This is a genomic window from Pseudoalteromonas sp. SG43-6, assembly GCF_014164365.1.
GTDB classification, from domain to species: domain Bacteria; phylum Pseudomonadota; class Gammaproteobacteria; order Enterobacterales; family Alteromonadaceae; genus Pseudoalteromonas; species Pseudoalteromonas rhizosphaerae.
Window position 1 is genome coordinate 49,623 of sequence record NZ_JACJEZ010000029.1, and the last position, 17,412, is coordinate 67,034.

The 17,412-nt window shown below is 38.3% G+C and carries 13 protein-coding genes and 1 pseudogene; 9 read left to right on the forward strand and 5 right to left on the reverse strand.

Annotated elements, in window-relative coordinates:
- Positions 1–191 precede the first annotated feature (191 nt).
- From upp to H5201_RS13565, 5 genes are all read left to right on the forward strand, one after another.
- A complete protein-coding gene (upp, locus tag H5201_RS13545) occupies positions 192–821 on the forward strand; it encodes a uracil phosphoribosyltransferase (protein WP_145236059.1) in 630 nt (209 codons plus the stop codon).
- A gap of 2 nt (positions 822–823) precedes the next feature.
- A complete protein-coding gene (locus tag H5201_RS13550) occupies positions 824–2,056 on the forward strand; it encodes a uracil-xanthine permease family protein (RefSeq protein WP_182784839.1) in 1,233 nt (410 codons plus the stop codon).
- A 149-nt stretch (positions 2,057–2,205) separates the two neighbouring features.
- Positions 2,206–3,948: an HAD-IIB family hydrolase gene (locus H5201_RS13555; RefSeq protein ID WP_182718726.1), complete on the forward strand. Its 1,743-nt coding sequence runs from the start codon at positions 2,206–2,208 to the stop codon at positions 3,946–3,948.
- Entirely contained in the window at positions 3,941–5,161 is a 1,221-nt protein-coding gene (locus tag H5201_RS13560; RefSeq protein ID WP_149980138.1) for a glycosyl transferase, read from the forward strand. The genes H5201_RS13555 and H5201_RS13560 overlap by 8 nt, the downstream gene beginning before the upstream one ends.
- Positions 5,162–5,229: 68 nt before the next feature.
- Positions 5,230–7,002: a sugar phosphorylase gene (locus tag H5201_RS13565; protein WP_182718727.1), complete on the forward strand. Its 1,773-nt coding sequence runs from the start codon at positions 5,230–5,232 to the stop codon at positions 7,000–7,002.
- A gap of 28 nt (positions 7,003–7,030) precedes the next feature.
- Here the strand turns inward: H5201_RS13565 and H5201_RS13570 are convergent, their stop codons facing one another.
- Positions 7,031–8,083, reverse strand: coding sequence for an ABC transporter substrate-binding protein (locus H5201_RS13570; protein ID WP_182784841.1), 1,053 nt, complete (start codon positions 8,081–8,083; stop codon positions 7,031–7,033).
- A gap of 149 nt (positions 8,084–8,232) precedes the next feature.
- Between H5201_RS13570 and H5201_RS13575 the strand changes: the two genes are divergently transcribed.
- Positions 8,233–8,622, forward strand: coding sequence for a cytochrome b562 (locus tag H5201_RS13575; protein WP_182718730.1), 390 nt, complete (start codon positions 8,233–8,235; stop codon positions 8,620–8,622).
- A gap of 72 nt (positions 8,623–8,694) precedes the next feature.
- Here the strand turns inward: H5201_RS13575 and ykgO are convergent, their stop codons facing one another.
- Positions 8,695–8,838, reverse strand: a complete 144-nt coding sequence (gene ykgO, locus H5201_RS13580; RefSeq protein WP_149980141.1) for a type B 50S ribosomal protein L36 — start codon at positions 8,836–8,838, stop codon at positions 8,695–8,697.
- Between the two features lie 2 nt (positions 8,839–8,840).
- On the reverse strand, positions 8,841–9,092 hold the full coding sequence (locus tag H5201_RS13585) for a type B 50S ribosomal protein L31 (protein ID WP_145236032.1): 252 nt from the start codon (positions 9,090–9,092) through the stop codon (positions 8,841–8,843).
- A gap of 224 nt (positions 9,093–9,316) precedes the next feature.
- Between H5201_RS13585 and H5201_RS13590 the strand changes: the two genes are divergently transcribed.
- Entirely contained in the window at positions 9,317–9,604 is a 288-nt protein-coding gene (locus tag H5201_RS13590; protein WP_149980142.1) for a hypothetical protein, read from the forward strand.
- Positions 9,605–10,290: 686 nt separating this feature from the next.
- Here H5201_RS13590 and H5201_RS13595 read toward each other — a convergent pair.
- Entirely contained in the window at positions 10,291–14,115 is a 3,825-nt protein-coding gene (locus H5201_RS13595) for a hypothetical protein (protein WP_182784843.1), read from the reverse strand.
- A 220-nt stretch (positions 14,116–14,335) separates the two neighbouring features.
- Between H5201_RS13595 and H5201_RS13600 the strand changes: the two are divergent.
- Both H5201_RS13600 and H5201_RS13605 read left to right on the forward strand, forming a co-directional pair.
- Positions 14,336–14,932, forward strand: a pseudogene (locus H5201_RS13600) (tyrosine-type recombinase/integrase).
- 351 nt (positions 14,933–15,283) lie between these two features.
- The gene (locus H5201_RS13605; protein ID WP_182784845.1) at positions 15,284–16,996 is read left to right on the forward strand and encodes an LA2681 family HEPN domain-containing protein; all 1,713 of its coding nucleotides are present in this window, start codon (positions 15,284–15,286) and stop codon (positions 16,994–16,996) included.
- A 220-nt stretch (positions 16,997–17,216) separates the two neighbouring features.
- Here the strand turns inward: H5201_RS13605 and H5201_RS23215 are convergent, their stop codons facing one another.
- Positions 17,217–17,342 (reverse strand): hypothetical protein, encoded by a 126-nt coding sequence (locus H5201_RS23215; RefSeq protein ID WP_259399701.1) that lies wholly within the window; start codon positions 17,340–17,342, stop codon positions 17,217–17,219.
- Positions 17,343–17,412 lie beyond the last annotated feature (70 nt).

The following is a 17,412-nucleotide window of genomic DNA, read 5'->3' on the forward strand; positions in this document are numbered from 1 at the left end:
TGAGCAAATTATTCATAGCTATTATTATAGTGTAGTTGCGTTGAAAATGACAATTATCGGATTAAATGAGATAAAGCGCTGTATTAGGAACATAAAATAATTTTTTTATTGCACTGATCATGCTTTTTTAAAGTCTGATGGAATTTTTTAAGCTAAAATAAGCGCAATTTATTTTTCTTTTAGGCGCTATTATGACTATTCATGTAATTAACCACCCACTTGTTCAACATAAACTTGGCCTTATGCGAGAATATGGCATTAGTACTAAGAGTTTCCGTGAGCTTTCGTCTGAAGTGGGTACATTATTAACCTATGAAGCGACTAAAAACCTGCCACTGGAAAAAGTAACAATTACCAGTTGGGATGGTAATCAATTAGATGTTGAACACATCAAAGGTAAAAAAATTACTGTTGTGCCAATTTTACGTGCTGGCCTTGGCATGATGGATGGTGTTATGCAGTTACTGCCTGCTGCAAAAGTCAGTGTTGTGGGCCTGCAACGTAATGAAGAAACATTAGAACCAATTCCTTACTTTGAAAAGTTAGTAGGCAAAATTGATGAGCGCTTGAGCCTCGTTATTGATCCAATGCTCGCAACTGGGGGCTCGATGATTGCGACTATCGATATGCTGAAAAAAGCGGGTTGTAAAGAAATTAAAGTGATTGTATTGGTTGCCGCACCTGAAGGGGTTGAAAAAACCCTTGCAGCTCATCCTGATGTAGAGATTTTTACCGCATCATTAGACAGCCACTTAAATGAGAAAGGCTATATAATTCCTGGTCTTGGTGATGCTGGCGATAAAATTTTTGGTACTGTCTAACAGTGGATAACTCTACCTTTTCAATCAAAACAATTTTAACTGGGGCGCAAATGTTATTTGTCGCCTTTGGTGCCTTGGTGTTAGTTCCTTTATTAACGGGGCTTGATCCAAATGTGGCACTTTTTACGGCTGGTATTGGTACCTTGCTGTTCCATTTGGTAACTAAAGGTCAGGTGCCGATATTTTTAGCTTCATCATTTGCGTTTATCGCCCCTATTATTGCCTGCGTGCAGCTATGGGGTGTGCCTGCCACAATGGGGGGCTTAATGGCTGCAGGCGGGGCTTATATGTTGTTAAGTCTATTAGTGAAATTAAAAGGTGTAGCTACCCTGCATAAAATATTACCACCAGTTGTGGTCGGTCCGGTGATCATGGTAATTGGTTTAGCACTGGCACCTGTTGCAGTTAATATGGCAATGGGTAAAAGCGGCGATGGTTCAATTCAGTTGATTGCGTACGAGCAAGCCATTTGGGTGGCGGCATTTTCGTTGTTAGTGACGCTAATTTTCGCGGTATGGGGCAAAGGTGTATTTAAGCTGATCCCTATCTTAGCTGGAGTCATCGCAGGTTACAGTTTATCGCTATATTTAGGGATCGTGCAATTTGATGCTGTTACTAATGCACCGTGGTTTGCAATGCCAGCTTTTACTTGGCCTGAGTTTAAATGGCAAGCGGTGTTATTTATGGTGCCGGTGGCAATAGCCCCCGCTATTGAACATATTGGCGATATGATGGCGATTAGCCAAGTCACCAATAAAGACTATTTGAAAAAACCGGGCTTACATCGCACCTTGTTTGGTGATGGATTAGCTACTACTGCAGCGTCTATATTCGGCGGGCCACCTAATACCACCTATTCAGAGGTCACCGGTGCAGTGATGCTTACGCGTAACTTTAATCCTAAAGTGATGATGTGGACTGCCATTATCGCCATTATTTTAGCGTTTGTGGCTAAAATGGGCGCTGGTTTGCAAACCATACCAGTACCTGTGATGGGGGGGATCATGATTTTGCTGTTTGGCTCAATTGCTGTGGTGGGTTTAAATTCGTTAGTGGAAAGTGGAGAAGACTTAACGGCTCCACGTAACCTCAGTATTGTGGCACTCATTTTAGTGTGTGGCATTGGTGGTATGCATATCGGTGGCAACGAATTTAGCTTACAAGGCGTGAGCCTATGCGCTATTTTAGGCATAGTGCTTAATTTAGTGTTACCAAAGGCTGATAAGCCAACGTAATATTTTGCACATTCAGCTAATGATTTGCACCAAAATAGCGCATTTAATATGCGCTATTTTTTTAACTAACTAAAAAATATAAAGTTATAAAACTGGTCTAGTAACTGCATTTACCTCATTAACAGTGTCATACTGATCAGGAGCGTTTAATGCAAGAGACAAATATTGTGGATATCACCCCATTTTTAGCAAAACATCAGCTGCCACTCAAATATCAGTATTTGAGTGAACAGTATTTCGTCCCACTCGCTGAAGATATTCTCCACAGCAAACCAACTGATGGTCCAATGCTGGTGGCAATCAATGGTTGCCAAGGCTCAGGTAAAACGACATTAGCAGATTTTTTAGTTACTTGGATCAACTGTAATACAGCGTTTAATAGTATTGCGATGTCGATTGATGATTTTTATCACAGCCACGCGCATCGTCAACAATTAAGTAAAGATGTACATCCGTTATTTGCAACGCGTGGTGTGCCAGGTACCCATGATACAGCACTTATGCAGCAGACTTTTACCGCGTTACTTGCAGGTGAAGTAGGGGTGCCTTTGCCACAGTTTGATAAACAAACCGATGATCCAGTTACGCAAGCGTTATGGCCTACTAATAAACAGCCTGTTGATATCATTTTTTTTGAAGGTTGGTGTGTTGGTAGCATAGCGCAACAACCTTATCAATTACATCAATCAGTTAATCAATTAGAACAATACGAGGATCCTGAAGGTATTTGGCGACGCTGTGTAAACAGTTGTTTAGCGAATGAATACCAAGATATTTTTGCAATGATTGATTATACCGTGATGCTAAAAGCACCGTCATTTGCCGACGTATATGGGTGGCGATTAGAGCAAGAGCAAAAATTACTGTCGCATAAAGGACGAGGCCAAGGAACGTTCGATGAGCAACAATTAGTGCGATTTATTTCTCATTTTGAACGTATTACGCGAGAAAATTTAACTCAGTTACCAGAGCAAGTCGATGCATTACTGAGCCTAGATAAAGTACGTGATATTAGTGCCATGAAGCTTCGCGCTGATGATGTTGCAATGCCACTTATTTTCACTGATTTAGACGGTACGTTACTTGATCATAACGATTACCAATGTACTGAGATTGCTCCGTTTTTAAGCCAATTGAGTCGCGCAGGTATCGCTGTAGTTTTTAATACCAGCAAAACGTTTGCAGAGGTAATCGCACTGCAAAAATCACTTGGGTTAAACCAGCCGTTTATTATTGAAAATGGCGGGGCTGTATATATTCCAAAAAATTATTTTTCATTAAAACCAATTGGCTGCGAAGAGCTGGATGAACACTGGCGTTATGCGCTGTCGCCAACCAATAAACAGTTGTACAGTGAATTACTTGAATACGGTAGCGAGTTTAGTGCTTATTACCGTTTGTTCAGTCAATTATCAGCGCAAGAAGTCAGTCAGATAACAGACTTGAGCCTAGCACAAAGCGAACTTGCCCGTATTCGTGAATATTCAGATCCGCTTTTTTGGCAAGGCACAGAGCAACAGCTACTTGACTTTTTAGAAGCAATAAAACCGCTTGGTTATGAAGTGTTAATAGGCGGGCGTTTTATTCATTTAAATCGCAGTACCAATAAAGGTAAAGCGCAAAACTGGTTAGTAGAGCAATTTAAAAAACATTGTCGTCATGCTTTCACCACTATTGCACTGGGTGATAGCCAAAATGATATGGCGATGTTGGATGCCGCAGATATCGCGATTTTAATTAATAATCCTGCCAGTAAAGCCAAGGCAAAATTATCCCACAAACCATGGCGTGTTAGTGAACACCCAGCCCCACAAGGTTGGCTCGATGAAGTAGCAGATCTAAGTGTTATCAAAGCGCAATTAGCGTCTAAACAGGAGCAATCACATGGCTGATTTTTACCAAAATGGCATCATAACAACATTACATAATATTGCCGACCGTCCGCTGGCTGATCTAGAAGCTGAACTCGTTAGCTTTTCAAAACAACGGCCAATGGGCTTGATTTTACCCTCCTTGTACAGTGAACTTGAGGGCTCTGCATTACAAAATATTGTGCAAGAATTGAAACATGTTCCTTATTTGTCGCAAATTACGATTGGCTTAGACAGGGCCGATGAGAGTCAGTATCGTCATGCATTACAATTTTTTGCAGAGCTTGACCAACATCACCGCGTGCTTTGGAACGAAGGGCCACGTTTGCAAGCACTCGATAAAGAGTTGCAAGCGTTAGGCGTCGCGCCGCGTGAACTCGGCAAAGGCCGTAATGTGTGGTACTGCATGGGTTATAAATTGGCAACGGCAAAAGTTGAGTCAATAGCACTGCATGATTGTGATATTTTAACTTATGACCGTAGTTTATTAGCGCGATTAATTTATCCAGTTGCTCACCCGCGGTTTAACTATGAATTTTGTAAAGGCTTTTACCCTCGTACTGCTGATGGCAAGATCAATGGCCGTGTATCGCGTTTACTCGTTACTCCTTTATTGCGTTCATTTAAAACCATTTTAGGCAGCACTGACTACCTTGAATATATGGATTCATTTCGTTATCCGCTGGCGGGGGAATTTTCGTTTCGCCGTGATGTGCTCAACGATATTCGTATTCCTAGCGATTGGGGCTTAGAGATTGGCGTACTGTCTGAAATGTACCGTAACTACTCACACAATCGCTTGTGCCAAGTAGATATTGCAGATAACTATGATCATAAACACCAAGCGCTGTCACTGGATAATCAAGCGGCTGGCTTATCAAAAATGTCGATAGATATCACCAAAGCGCTGTTTCGTAAGTTAGCCACGCAAGGAGTGACATTTACCACGGAAACCATTCGGTCACTTAAAGCAACTTATTATCGTATCGCACTGGATTTTATTGAAACTTATCATAACGATGCCATGATGAACGGCTTAAAACTCGATATTCATCAAGAAGAAAAAGCAGTAGAAATGTTTGCGCAAAACATTATGAACGCAGGTGAGCATTTTTTACAGTATCCAATGGAAGCGCCATTTGTACCCAGCTGGAACCGAGTTGCTTCAGCAATGCCAGATGTGTTTGCGCGTTTAGAAGAAGCAGTAGAGCTTGATAATAAAGAGTTTTCATAATAATACTTAAGCAGAGAAGTAATTACAGATAAATAATTAAAAATTAGTATAAACAACGGGGTAGGGTAATGAGTAAAGCGTTATTTGAACAACGGGTTGAACAGCACCTGACGAGTATATATGAGGGTGTTGACTTATGTATGAGTATTGATGCGCTTGCAAGCATGTTGATCACTACCATGTTAAGAGACGACCCGGTTCGAGACCCTACGCCGCATAAAAACCGCTGGGATCAGCAAGATGTAATTTTGATTGCTTATGGCGATTCAATTATGCGTTATCGCGATGCAGATCAAGCAGTTGCGGTACCGAGTGAACCACCGTTACATACCCTTCATCGGTTTATGAAAAACCAGTGTGCGGGAACGATTAACGCGTTGCATATATTACCTTTTTATCCTTATAGCTCTGATGAGGGCTTTTCGGTAATGAACTATGTACAAGTGAATGAATCTCTTGGTAGTTGGGATGATATTCAAGGAATAGCTCAAGATGTAAAGCTAATGGCTGATTTAGTGATCAACCACTGCTCTAGTCGCAGTCGTTGGTTTGAAAACTTTATTCAGGGCAAAGAGCCGGGGTTAAGCTACTTTAAAACAGCTAGCTTAAATGACGATCTATCTGACGTTGTGCGACCAAGAACATCACCGCTACTTAATACAGTGCAAACGGCACTAGGGGAGCGCCATGTTTGGTGCACATTTAGCCCAGATCAAGTTGACTTAGATTTTGCTAATCCATTAGTGCTTAATGAATTTGTAGGTATTATTCGCCATTACTTGGATAATGGTATAAAGATATTTCGCCTTGATGCTGTGGCTTTTTTATGGAAAGAACTTAATACTTCTTGCATTAATTTACCGCAAACACATGAAGTGATCAGATTACTGCGAACGCTAATAGAGCATGTGGAGCCAAGTGCAGTTATAATCACTGAAACAAACATTCCTAATCGTGAAAATTTATCTTACTTTGGTAATGCCAATGAGGCACATTGTATTTATAACTTTTCATTGCCGCCTTTGTTATTACATACCTTGCTCAGTGGTGACAGTAAAGCGCTCAAACATTGGATGATGAGCATGCCGCCAGCGCAAAATGGTACTGCCTACTTTAATTTTATAGCTTCTCACGATGGAATTGGCTTACGTCCTGTCGAAGGGTTGCTTGACGAGGATGAACTAGGGCAAATGGTCAATACGGTTAGTCGCTTTGGCGCAAAGGTGTCAATGCGCACAGCGAATAATGGCACCAGCTCACCCTATGAACTTAATATTGCGTTATTTGATGCCTTACAAGGCACTCATAAAGGCGTGGATAAGTGGGGCTTACAACGTTTTACCTGTGCTCATGCTATTATGTTTGCCCTCGAAGGCATTCCTGGGCTTTATATTCATAGTTTACTTGGTACCACCAATGATTATGAACGCTTTGAAAATAGCCAGCATAACCGCTGTATTAACCGTCATCGTTGGCAAGAGTCGGCACTACTTGAAAAGCTTGCCGATCAATCAAGTCATCATTATCACGTGTTTACTCAAATCAATAATTTACTGGCTATTCGTAAGCAGCAAGATGCTTTTCACCCTAATGCGACGCAATTTACCTTACATTTAACCGGTGCTTTATTTGGTTTTTGGCGTCAAAGTATAGACCGTAGGCAAAGTGTTTTTTGTGTTTATAACATTAGCGATGAGCCTCAGACTCTGCTATTAGCTGATCTGAACTTAATTGATACTGAGCAGTGGTTTGAACTTATTTCTGCTCAGGCAATAGAGCAGGGGCAACAAAGTATTGAACTTGCGCCTTATCAGCCGCTATGGCTATCGAATCGACAATAGTTAGCTATTTTACTGGAAAACGGCAGAGTTACTGTAAAGGGCTGTAAATCCCCTTTACAGTTTTACTAAATTGAGCAAAATCAATGTCGGCTAAATCAGTTTCATTTATGTGCTTTACAAGAGGTATGGTTTCAGTAGTAAGGTTACTGAATATGGATAAATATGAATGATTTAGGGGAACTCGAGTATTTTCATTATGATGATCAACTATATTAATAAGTGCATAGGCACCTAATAGCACATGACCACCCAATGTTATGTCTAATGCTTCGATACCTTGTGGCACAGAATCCCAATTCATCCCACCAACAACTACCTTATGTGCACTATTGAGCGCTTGTAATGCCCGTTTTGCACCAAATCCTATAGCATCATTTGCGCACCAAATAATATTGATCTCAGGAGCAAACTCCATAAACGCTAACGTTTTTATATAGCTTTCCTGTTCAGACCAATTGGCAACCTCTTTTCCAATAAAGTTAACATCTTCATGTTGCTCAACAAATTCAGTTAGGCCTGCAACACGTTCTACCGATGCAGGCGTTGTATAATCGCCAATAAGGGCGAGTATATTAGCAGGTTGAGTCGATGTTGTTGAGTGTTTAATAAGTAACTGTTGTGCAAGCACTTTTCCTGCAGCATAATTATCCGGTATGACGCTGCCAATAATATTAACGCCAGCTCGTTTTAATGATATAAATTTTCCGATAGCAGGTCGGCTATATAAAAAATAAATAGGGATATTTCTGGTATTTAATTTTGCTAAGTATTTACTGACAACGCTTTTTTCATCTACCACAACTAAATAGTCAGGCTTGTCTTTAATTGCCTGCCTGATAAGCTCTTTCATCAAAATATGATTACGATTCGCGTATTTTATGTGCAAGTTTATATCTAAGTCATCCGCCGCATTTAGCATAATCTTAGATACTTTGAACCAAAAGTTACCGGTTGTATTTATTTCATCAGATGAATCTGCAAACCCGGGATTTACAAAGGTAATGTTTAATTTGGCAAAGCTAGAAGGGCTAATTATTAAACACAACAAGAAAATCAGAAATTGTTTTTTTAATCTTCGCATTCGCTCTAAACCCAAAACACATCTCATCAACAAAAACGAATTCTAACACAAAATTAATTTTCACCACACTTAGAGTAAGGTTATATTCATAGCTGCTGGAGTGTATAATGATTTTTCATCTTTTTTGAGTTGTAACTGTTAGGATTATTATGAAAGTATTTCTGTGTCTTGTGGCACTGCTGTTTGTTCCGAGTTTATTTGCTAACGACGATTTAGATCTTGAAGCCAACATGAAGAATATGGGGCTTGCGTTCAAGCATACTGTTGAAGCAACACAACTACAGGAGTTTAATACCGCGATCGATGAATTTATGATATTGGTTAAGCGAAGTAAAACAGCCACTTTTCACAAAGAGGCTGAGCAGTCACTGCAAGGTTTAGATAAAGTGATCGCAAAAGCTGAACTTGCAAAAAAATTAGCGAATGAGCAAGGACTCGAAGCAGCCAAAGGACCGTTAAAAGCCATTGATGGGCTCCGTAAGCAATACCATAAACTGCATGAGCCACCAGGGTTTTGGGAGCTGTTGTTCGGTAAGTAGTGTTAGATTGTATTTAAGTTTAGCCTTAAAGACTGTACGCCTATATCAAGGTGTACAGTCTATGATAGTTGTTTATTTTCTTCCTTTCTTTTTCATACCTTGCACTGCTTTAAAGCGTGGATTGTCTTTACAGATCACAAAAACGCGTCCTTTGCGTTTAACAATTTGACATCCCGGGCGGTTTTTAGCACTTTTCAATGAACTCAAGACTTTCATGATTATTTGCTCCCTAAGTTTTTAAAGCGGCGATTAAACGCAGCAACTCGACCATCTGTTGCAACAGATTTTTGCTTACCAGTATAAAATGGATGTGAGTCACTTGATACATCAATAGGTACGTAAGGGTATGTTTTGCCATCTAACTCAACGGTTCGATCAGTTTTAATTGTTGAACCAATAATAAAGTAGCTATCGGCGGCCGTGTCATGAAAAGCAACCGTTTGGTAATCAGGGTGAATATTAGGTTTCATAAATAGCCTTTTACTGGAAATTAATGTTATGTGATATTATCACTATAATTTATAGTAAATAAGAATTCTTTGCAAATACTATTTTTGAGTTGTTGGTAAAGTAGCTAATTTGATGTTTATTCACACAAACAAGTTAAAAAATCAGCAGTTGATTTAAAAAAACTAGCTATTGGGAATTAGCCTGTTATAAATAATAAGTAATCAAGAATAGGAGTCAGATTATTATGAGTGGTTCAGCCCAACAACAGCATGGTAGTGAACAAAGTCAGGAAATAGATCAGGGCGTCATGGAGACATTACGTAGTCGTGATCATAGTGTCCTAGCACAACAAATAGACCCATTAAGCTGCACCCATAATGACATTGTTGAATTGCTTGCACAGTATTTGGCATTAAGTGATCAAGACGATGATGAAATTTTTGATGCTTGGTTTGATGGCCTTAGTAAAGCGCAACATACGGTTTTAAAAGTATTTGAAGTATATCGCGGTCAGTTTGAGCATCAAGAGTAACTTTTACATATTGGATAAATTGGTTCAGAGTTAATCTTTATAAGGCAATTTGCATTTCTTGCTATTATAGCTGGTCCAAATGCTGCACAAACTCAGCTTGTTAGTAGGCAAGGTGTAATACCAATCGACTTAAATATTTAACCATTCTAGCGAGCTAACTAAAGCGCTAACTGCGTTATAATTTTTTCAAGTAGAACAACTACATGTCAAAATTTACGCCTTGTTATCACTGTATTTATCTGTCGCTATAAATGGTCAGTAACTTAACACGATTGGTATAAAGTTAAGATAGCTTGAGCTTATTTTAATGCACCTTCGCAGCAGAGCGCGACAAAGAACAAAACCAGTACGGTATCACATAGACCATTTCGACAGCGTAACCCTTTGGACAATAAGCGTGATCTAATGGTGGATAATGCGAAAACAATTACAAGCAGCAACAAGTTTTAACGAAAAGAGCAGGGTGTTGTTTGGTGGTTATCTGAGCCATCGAATAAAAGCCAGTGAAAATGACGAATAGCTCTATTTTTGATAGGTAGAAAAGTGCCAAAAACGTACCTTCAAGCGTAAATCGTTTCTGCCCCGAAATAATTTAGGGCTATAGCCCTAAACAATTCGTAACACTTATTTTTCCTTACTTTATCTAATGATTATGTGCTGGGGAGTGTTTTAAATTGAAATATCACTTAAAAAACCCAATCTGTTATTTTTTCTGGTTTACTGTCAATGCTGTATGCTTTTAACTCTTCCATTAACTCATCACGCCTTTTCTGAATAAACTGAGCCTCCTGAGATGAACATCCCAGCTTATCAAATATTCTTTTTGCAAAGTCACATGTGTCATAGTGTAATGGCGGATTTTTGACGAATAATTCCGTTATAATAGTCGTAATTAAATGTAGATTGTCTTTAGTAAAGCATTCCGATGCTTCATCTTTTATCCGAGAAAATTGAAGGAGAGTTTTCATTATCAATTCGTCATTTATAAAGTAAGAATAAAACTCATTTAAGAAGTTTTTCGGCACCCATCCTTTAGCCTCATATAATGAATCTAAAATAGTCAATGAGTGTGATGCCATTTGCTCTATCCATTTTGAGCACGTCTCACTTGAAGCCGTTTGGAATAAAGCTTCCCAAACTTCGGGCATAAATTCCCCACTTGTATCAAGCTTATATTGAAACATTAGTTCAAATAATACATCTGAGTGACTCGCACCCCACTTATTAATAACTGAGCATAGTTCTGTACAAGCTCCATGCGATAATAATTGATTAAAAGCCTGTTTAAAAAGTGGGTGTGAAGGCTCTTGTGCAATCAACTCGATGACCTTCGGCCAAACGTCCTTTTCTCTGTGATGGGTTCCAATCCACCACAATGGTTGCGGCTCTCCAATGTACATTTGGACCGCTGATGATAGAAGTTTATGAGGTAAATCTAAAATATCCTCAGCTTGCAACATGTCTGAAGTTTGACAACGCCAATTAGGAATGATTAATTTTAAAAGCTCATAAGGGGCTCTATGTGAAGTTAAAACAGCCGCTTGTCGCCAATACTTGTCTTCGCTGTCCGTGCATAGACTTTCGATAACAAGTTCTTTTTCTTCATTGGTTAAAACAGCCCAATCATACATTAGATCAGAAATAACGCGTACAATACATCCGGTCCCATTTAAGGATAATAATCGGCTGATGAGTCCTCCTCTAGCTTCATCGTTCGATTTAGTTATCTTTATCAGTGTATCTGTAACTGCAAGAGCATAATCGTCTGGGAGCGATTTGACCGAAAGCTTTTCAAGTAGCGTTATCCAGCTATCAATAATAGGAATGGTATACTCTAAGTCTAATATTCTGATAGCTTCATTTACTACACAATCTAGACGTCCAAAATTTAACTTAACTTTAGGTGGAAGGGATGATAATGCGATTGGTAAAAGTTGAGCAAACACTTCCCATGGAGGATTTTCTCCCATCTTATGGGGACGTTCGAACACTACAAGATCATCGATAATCGCATTTGCTAACACAGGTTGGTCTGCTAATTTTACTAACTCAGTACATAAGTACTTCTGTCGCTCAAAGTTAAATTGGTTCCAAGATCGCATTGTAGATTTGAATATTGATTCAGCTACTGCGGGATGTCTATCTCTAAAAATACGGGCAAGTATTTGACAATCATTTTCTCGGTTTATTTTAAGCCAGGTTTTTACAGCAAGTGCACGAATCAAACCTTCGTTAATACTTAATATTCGAGATATAGCGCTATGAGTTAACTTTTCGGGTTTGTCTTCTAAGTAAGTTAGTACATCATATGCATCTTTGGGAGTAATAACTATTGCAGCATCATTATGAATGTCAGACAGTATTTTTAAAACTTTATCTTTGTTGCAAGTACTCAACCAAGAGGATTCTAGGCTAACGCTTTCACCCATTGGATACCATGGCTGTCCATCTAGCCACTCCAAAATATCTAGATTTTTTCCATTAACTTTATAAATCCATTTACTTTGCTCATTCTCACATTCATTTGGAAAGCTAAACATATTATCAATCAAGAACTCAAAACAGATATCTCGCACCGATGGATAACTAGAGTCTAGGCCACGTTTGGCAAGTTCAAATATTTTAACTTTATCGGTGTCTTTTTTTACCCGTTCGTAAATCCAGTTGAGGTTTCTGGCGCTTGCCCTAGCTGTTGATGGAGATAGACAAAAAATGCCGTTTTTTAAAATCTGCTCTATCCTAGGGAATGCCCTTCGAGTACTAATATTGAATAGTGACTCAGCAGCAGAGCGATAGAACGGATGAGAAAAAGTAGCTTGGTCATAATCATTAAATTCAACCATACAACGTAACTCTAATAAATCAAGACTATCTGAATCATCTTGTGAAAGTTCTGGGTTATGCTGGTATTTGGGGAAAACGTGAGTTTCACTATCCTTTGTTTTACCAAAAGAGGAGTAAGTTGAAGATATATGCGAGTAACCATGAAAGTTTGGCTCACTATTTGTTAACGAATAAGCAAGATCCTTTTCATTGACAGGCTCTAGATTACTGCTAGTTATTGCTAGACCCATTAATATATTTTTACACCCTTCTTCACTAAGGGCCTTGCCCAAATCAACAGCATTTTTTCGAGCAAAGCCCAAAACTTGATCGATATTTGAACTGTCTTTAATCTTTCCATGCTCAGCAGCCAAATAAGTTAAACATCCTAGTTCAATATTTATCTTTTCTTTTTTTAACGAGTTGTACACCATGTTGAAAATATTATTTGAAATAGAAAACTCTCTTCTCAAAGAATCCCAATGATTAAGAAGGAGATCAACTGTTACATCAGAAAGGTCTATCCAATCTTTCCCTACAATACTAGCGTCCGCAAGTATTTCGGTCTCAGTAATCTCTAATAATCGTTCTTGTCCTTGAGCAACAATTAATTTCCTATTTGGGCGTAAGTTAGTGATGAGTCTCTTCAATAGTCCAAGACTTTCATTTTGCTTATTCACAGGATGTATTCCACCCAATGGATCATCAAGGACAACTAATCTAGGAGTATGTACTGGATCAAGTAGAAAACGCTCTGCTTCATCAACGTGCTGAGTCAACAATACGGAATAACCTATACATTGAAATTCTGAAGCTATCCATTTAGCGCTATTACTTTTCCCAACCCTAGGTCTTCCTGATAGTAGTAGGCAATCATGTGTTTTTAACTGCTCTACCCAAACACCTTCTTGATCTCTTTGAATATAATTTTTAGGACGAATGGATAGAGCAGGATTTTCATTTAGATATTGCAAGAAGGGAGCAATTGTGTCTTTTTGAGATAATTTGCCATCCTTTATAATGGTTGATAGACCATTGATGATATGATTAAACATATCATCTGGTACCTGAAAGTTGTTCCTCAATATCCTTCGGCAGCTATCTGTAAGATTATCTTTGCTTGTATTGTCTATAATAATCAACCGAGAAAGAGATTCTTTTATATCGTTGATACTTACTGATTCAAAGAACTGAACGATATGGCTTCTACGAGCATTATTTTTACGAGTTTCAGGTAATGAATAAGCATATTCTCTAACTGCATTTAAAACTAATTGAGCATCTTGCTGATTGAAATGTGTCGTTTTATGTATGCCTCCCTGCCAGTCGCCTTTAGGAAGGTATTTTTGCAATGAATCGGTTGCTCTACCAGACATAACTAACACAGCGCGAGAGTTTTTGTTTAGAAGAAGGCGTTCAAGTAAAAAATTATTATCACCGTAAGCAGGGAAATGCCCAAGGCATTCAGCAACTTTTTCTTGATTAACAGGTTCTTCAGAGCCTTTCACCTGAATTTCAAATTTGTTTGATTGACCAGTATCATCAAGGAAATATAACTCTGCATCTTCTCCTCCCTCTGGCTCAACAAAAAATTTTGTACCATTCTTATCGTAGAACTTTAGGATATAGTGGACACACACTAGATCTTGAAAATCGTATTTAATTTGACCAGTCAAAGCTATAGACATAAGTAATACACCCAGATGATAATCAGTATTTATTATATAATATCATGTAGATATGGTTAGTATAGTGGAATACGTAATTGATCAAGTAATTCCTGTAGTTTAGAATAGAAAAGTTATTCGGATACTCATAACCTTCAAAGCTTGGTAAATCGGAAGTGTCCAAATCCTAATCAGTAATACATCCACTATCCTCATAGTGACTTTTAAATAGGAGGTCACTATGAAACCAGAACTAAACCACAATGCTACTGGTGTGAAACGCCCTTTCAAGCTTGAAGAGATTTGGCGTATTCGCACTCGAATTGAAATTCAAAACCACTTGATGCAATTAGCTTTACTTAATTTGGCTATAGATAGCAAGCTAAGATCATGTGACTTACTCTCTTGAAAAGTTCGAGACGTCACTACTCTCGATCAAGTATTTGAAAGGGTTCAATTAACGCAGAAGAAAACTGGGATCGAAGTTCAATTTGAGATAACTCCGAGAACACAACAAAGTATTATCCATTGGATTCAAGAAGTTAAATTGCAACCCAGTGATTATTTGTTTCGGAGTATACGTCGCTCTAATCAACCAATAAGCTATTCATATTACAGGTCTATCATCAGGAGCTGGGCTGAGCAATTAGGACTTGATTCTGACCTTTATGGAACTCACTCAATGCGAAGAACCAAAGCGACTTTGGTTTATGCTCGAACCAAAAATATACGTGCCGTTCAGTTACTACTTGGTCATACAAAAATTGATAACACCATCAGATATTTGGGAATAGAGATTGAAGACGCCATTAAAATATCGAGAGAAACCGATTGTTGATTTAACGCAGGCAGTGTTCTTATGCTGCCTTTGCCCCACTGCGTGTTAGCAACGTTAAACTTCGAGCCAAAGTGAAGTATCCAGTTTATGTTTCAGTAAATTCCATTAAGAAATCTATAAAGAGCCTTAAGTGCAGTGGTAAGTTTTTGTATCGTTGCACACTGCTTAGTTGTTCAACCTTAGAATATTTATATGTTATTAGTGCATTTAGAATAGGTAAAGCTATGTTTTATTTACTTTATATACCAAAAGACAAGAATGAAAAGTTGGACGGATTATTGAATATTTAAGATGAAATTCATTAAGTTAAGGTGCAATATGAGAGCTGATATTTATAGGTAAGGGTTTAGGATGAAGTATGAACAGTTGGTAGAGTTTTCACTAAAAGCAGATGACCTGCTGCTATCAGGTGATTTAGTAAAACTGCAAGTCTACGTAGATGAGCACGAAGCACATGAGTACCAGTTCGATTCAGCACTTTATGAAGCTCAATACTATTACGCATTGGCTAATTGTTATTCTGCCTTATATCACCCTCGAACGTCCAAGTGGTACTCACAAGAGATGGTAAAAGTAGCTGTTTGCTATCGAAAAGCATTAGCAGTGATAAACAGCGTTGAGGCTTCACCTAATACCATAAGGTTAAAATCAATGATCTGTACAAACTTAGCCAATCACCTTTCTTCACAAGGGCGAGCATTATGTTGTATTGAACTTTATGATGAAGCAATACGATTAGACAATAATCCAGTTGCCTACGTTGCAAAGGCTCGAAATGAACTGTTTATAGCAGATTCTATCTATGACTCAGGACATAGAGAATATCATTACTATACTGCTGCGAAACTGTTAGAAGAACTCAAACCTTTTGAGGAGTTGCTTGAACCAGAACAGCGTATCCCGATTGATGAGGGTGGACGGCTTCATCATTTTAGAAGCTGGTATCACGAAAATTATGAAGATGATTCATTTAACTATTTTGATGAATTTAAAGAGCAATTTGAATCTGACAGACAGAAGAAATACTTATCATGGTGTGCTGATAATCGGCTGTTTATCAACGATTTAAATGATGTGTGTAAGTCTGAGATAGTTTATCAAGATGTACTTGGTTTATCTTCGTTTACTCAACGCTTCAATGATTTACTCAGTGAAACTGATGAACTGACTTATCACGGAAACTACGATGAGATTAAAAATGATTACTGTTATGCGAGATACTTAATGTATCAAGCAATGTCTATTGAAAATGATGAAATTCATTACTTTAACAAGACCTTTCAGCACGTAGATACTCGCTGTGGTGCGATTGATAATTTGAAAGTCAGTCATTTGAAATCTGCATTCAAAATCCTATATTCCCTTTTCGATAAAATTGCTTATTTCATTCACCGCTTCTTTGATCTGAATGACATATCAAAAGACAATAAGATCTACATTGATAAGCTATTCCAAAAGCTCAATGGTAAAAGTTGGAAGCCAAACGAGAAGTTGGAAGGTGGTCAAAACCACTTCATCAATGCTCTTTTCTTTATCCTACAAGAATTGAGAGATGTAAAAGGGTTTGAATCAGTCTCAAAATGGATTAATCCGAGTGCTGAAAAATTTAGCGAAATTAGAAACGCTATGGAACATCGCTCTTTGGTTGTTGTTGACACAGAGTCATACCACTTGATAACTAACTTCGATATCGTAAATAAACTATCAACTGAGCGCTTCAATAGTGGTTATTCAGAACTGGAAACCAAGTTAGACGAAACAAACCAGAAAATTGCAAACGCTCGAAGGTCGAAAACCAAGGATTTAGAACAAAAAAATAGGGCTAGGCAAAAAAAGCTTGAAGATGAACTTGCGGGCTTAAACTCTCAACGATATGAAAAACAAAAGCTTTCTTCTCATACACTTCATATAACGGTTGATGACCTTGAAGTTCGACTATTTTCATTAATAAAGTTAGTCAGAAACTCCATAATGTATCTATCATTGGCAATCAATTTAGATTCAGAGATGAAAAAGGAACATCAAGAAGGTATCGCTTTACCTCGTGATATACCTTTGAGGTAAGGAGTTATATCTCTTCTCCAGCTTTTAGTTTTGTATTCAACATTTTTAGTTCTGTGTGCTGAGTCGTATCGGACTTAGCACAATATTAAGCTTGGTTGATTTGAGTAATGTCCATTAGGTTTGCTATTGGTATTTTAGACATTGAAGCGCTTGTACTAAAACATTTCTTTCCAAAAATTAGTTTAACGTCCGTTCACACAATTGAATTTATGTTGTTAAGTTATTGTTGAATGGCAGCAGTTGGCACAGAGCCGTCATTCGGCTCTGAAACGTTTTTGTCCAGAAACGCGCTAGAGTGGCCATCTGCATCGCGCTCAAAGTACTCATTCAGTAAGTTTGGTTGCACTACTCTTAAAAATCATCATATTGCGGTTACATTTATGCAAAACTGTGATAAGGCACTATTGTTTTTCCTA

Coding starts and splice junctions, on each gene's coding strand:
- H5201_RS13595 (WP_182784843.1), bottom strand. CDS start 14,115: ATGTCTATAGCTTTGACTGGTCAAATTAAATACGATTTTCAAGATCTA.
- H5201_RS13605 (WP_182784845.1), top strand. CDS start 15,284: ATGAAGTATGAACAGTTGGTAGAGTTTTCACTAAAAGCAGATGACCTG.
- H5201_RS13590 (WP_149980142.1), top strand. CDS start 9,317: ATGAGTGGTTCAGCCCAACAACAGCATGGTAGTGAACAAAGTCAGGAA.
- H5201_RS13555 (WP_182718726.1), top strand. CDS start 2,206: ATGCAAGAGACAAATATTGTGGATATCACCCCATTTTTAGCAAAACAT.
- H5201_RS13575 (WP_182718730.1), top strand. CDS start 8,233: ATGAAAGTATTTCTGTGTCTTGTGGCACTGCTGTTTGTTCCGAGTTTA.
- H5201_RS13565 (WP_182718727.1), top strand. CDS start 5,230: ATGAGTAAAGCGTTATTTGAACAACGGGTTGAACAGCACCTGACGAGT.
- ykgO (WP_149980141.1), bottom strand. CDS start 8,838: ATGAAAGTCTTGAGTTCATTGAAAAGTGCTAAAAACCGCCCGGGATGT.
- H5201_RS13570 (WP_182784841.1), bottom strand. CDS start 8,083: ATGCGAAGATTAAAAAAACAATTTCTGATTTTCTTGTTGTGTTTAATA.
- H5201_RS13585 (WP_145236032.1), bottom strand. CDS start 9,092: ATGAAACCTAATATTCACCCTGATTACCAAACGGTTGCTTTTCATGAC.
- H5201_RS13560 (WP_149980138.1), top strand. CDS start 3,941: ATGGCTGATTTTTACCAAAATGGCATCATAACAACATTACATAATATT.
- upp (WP_145236059.1), top strand. CDS start 192: ATGACTATTCATGTAATTAACCACCCACTTGTTCAACATAAACTTGGC.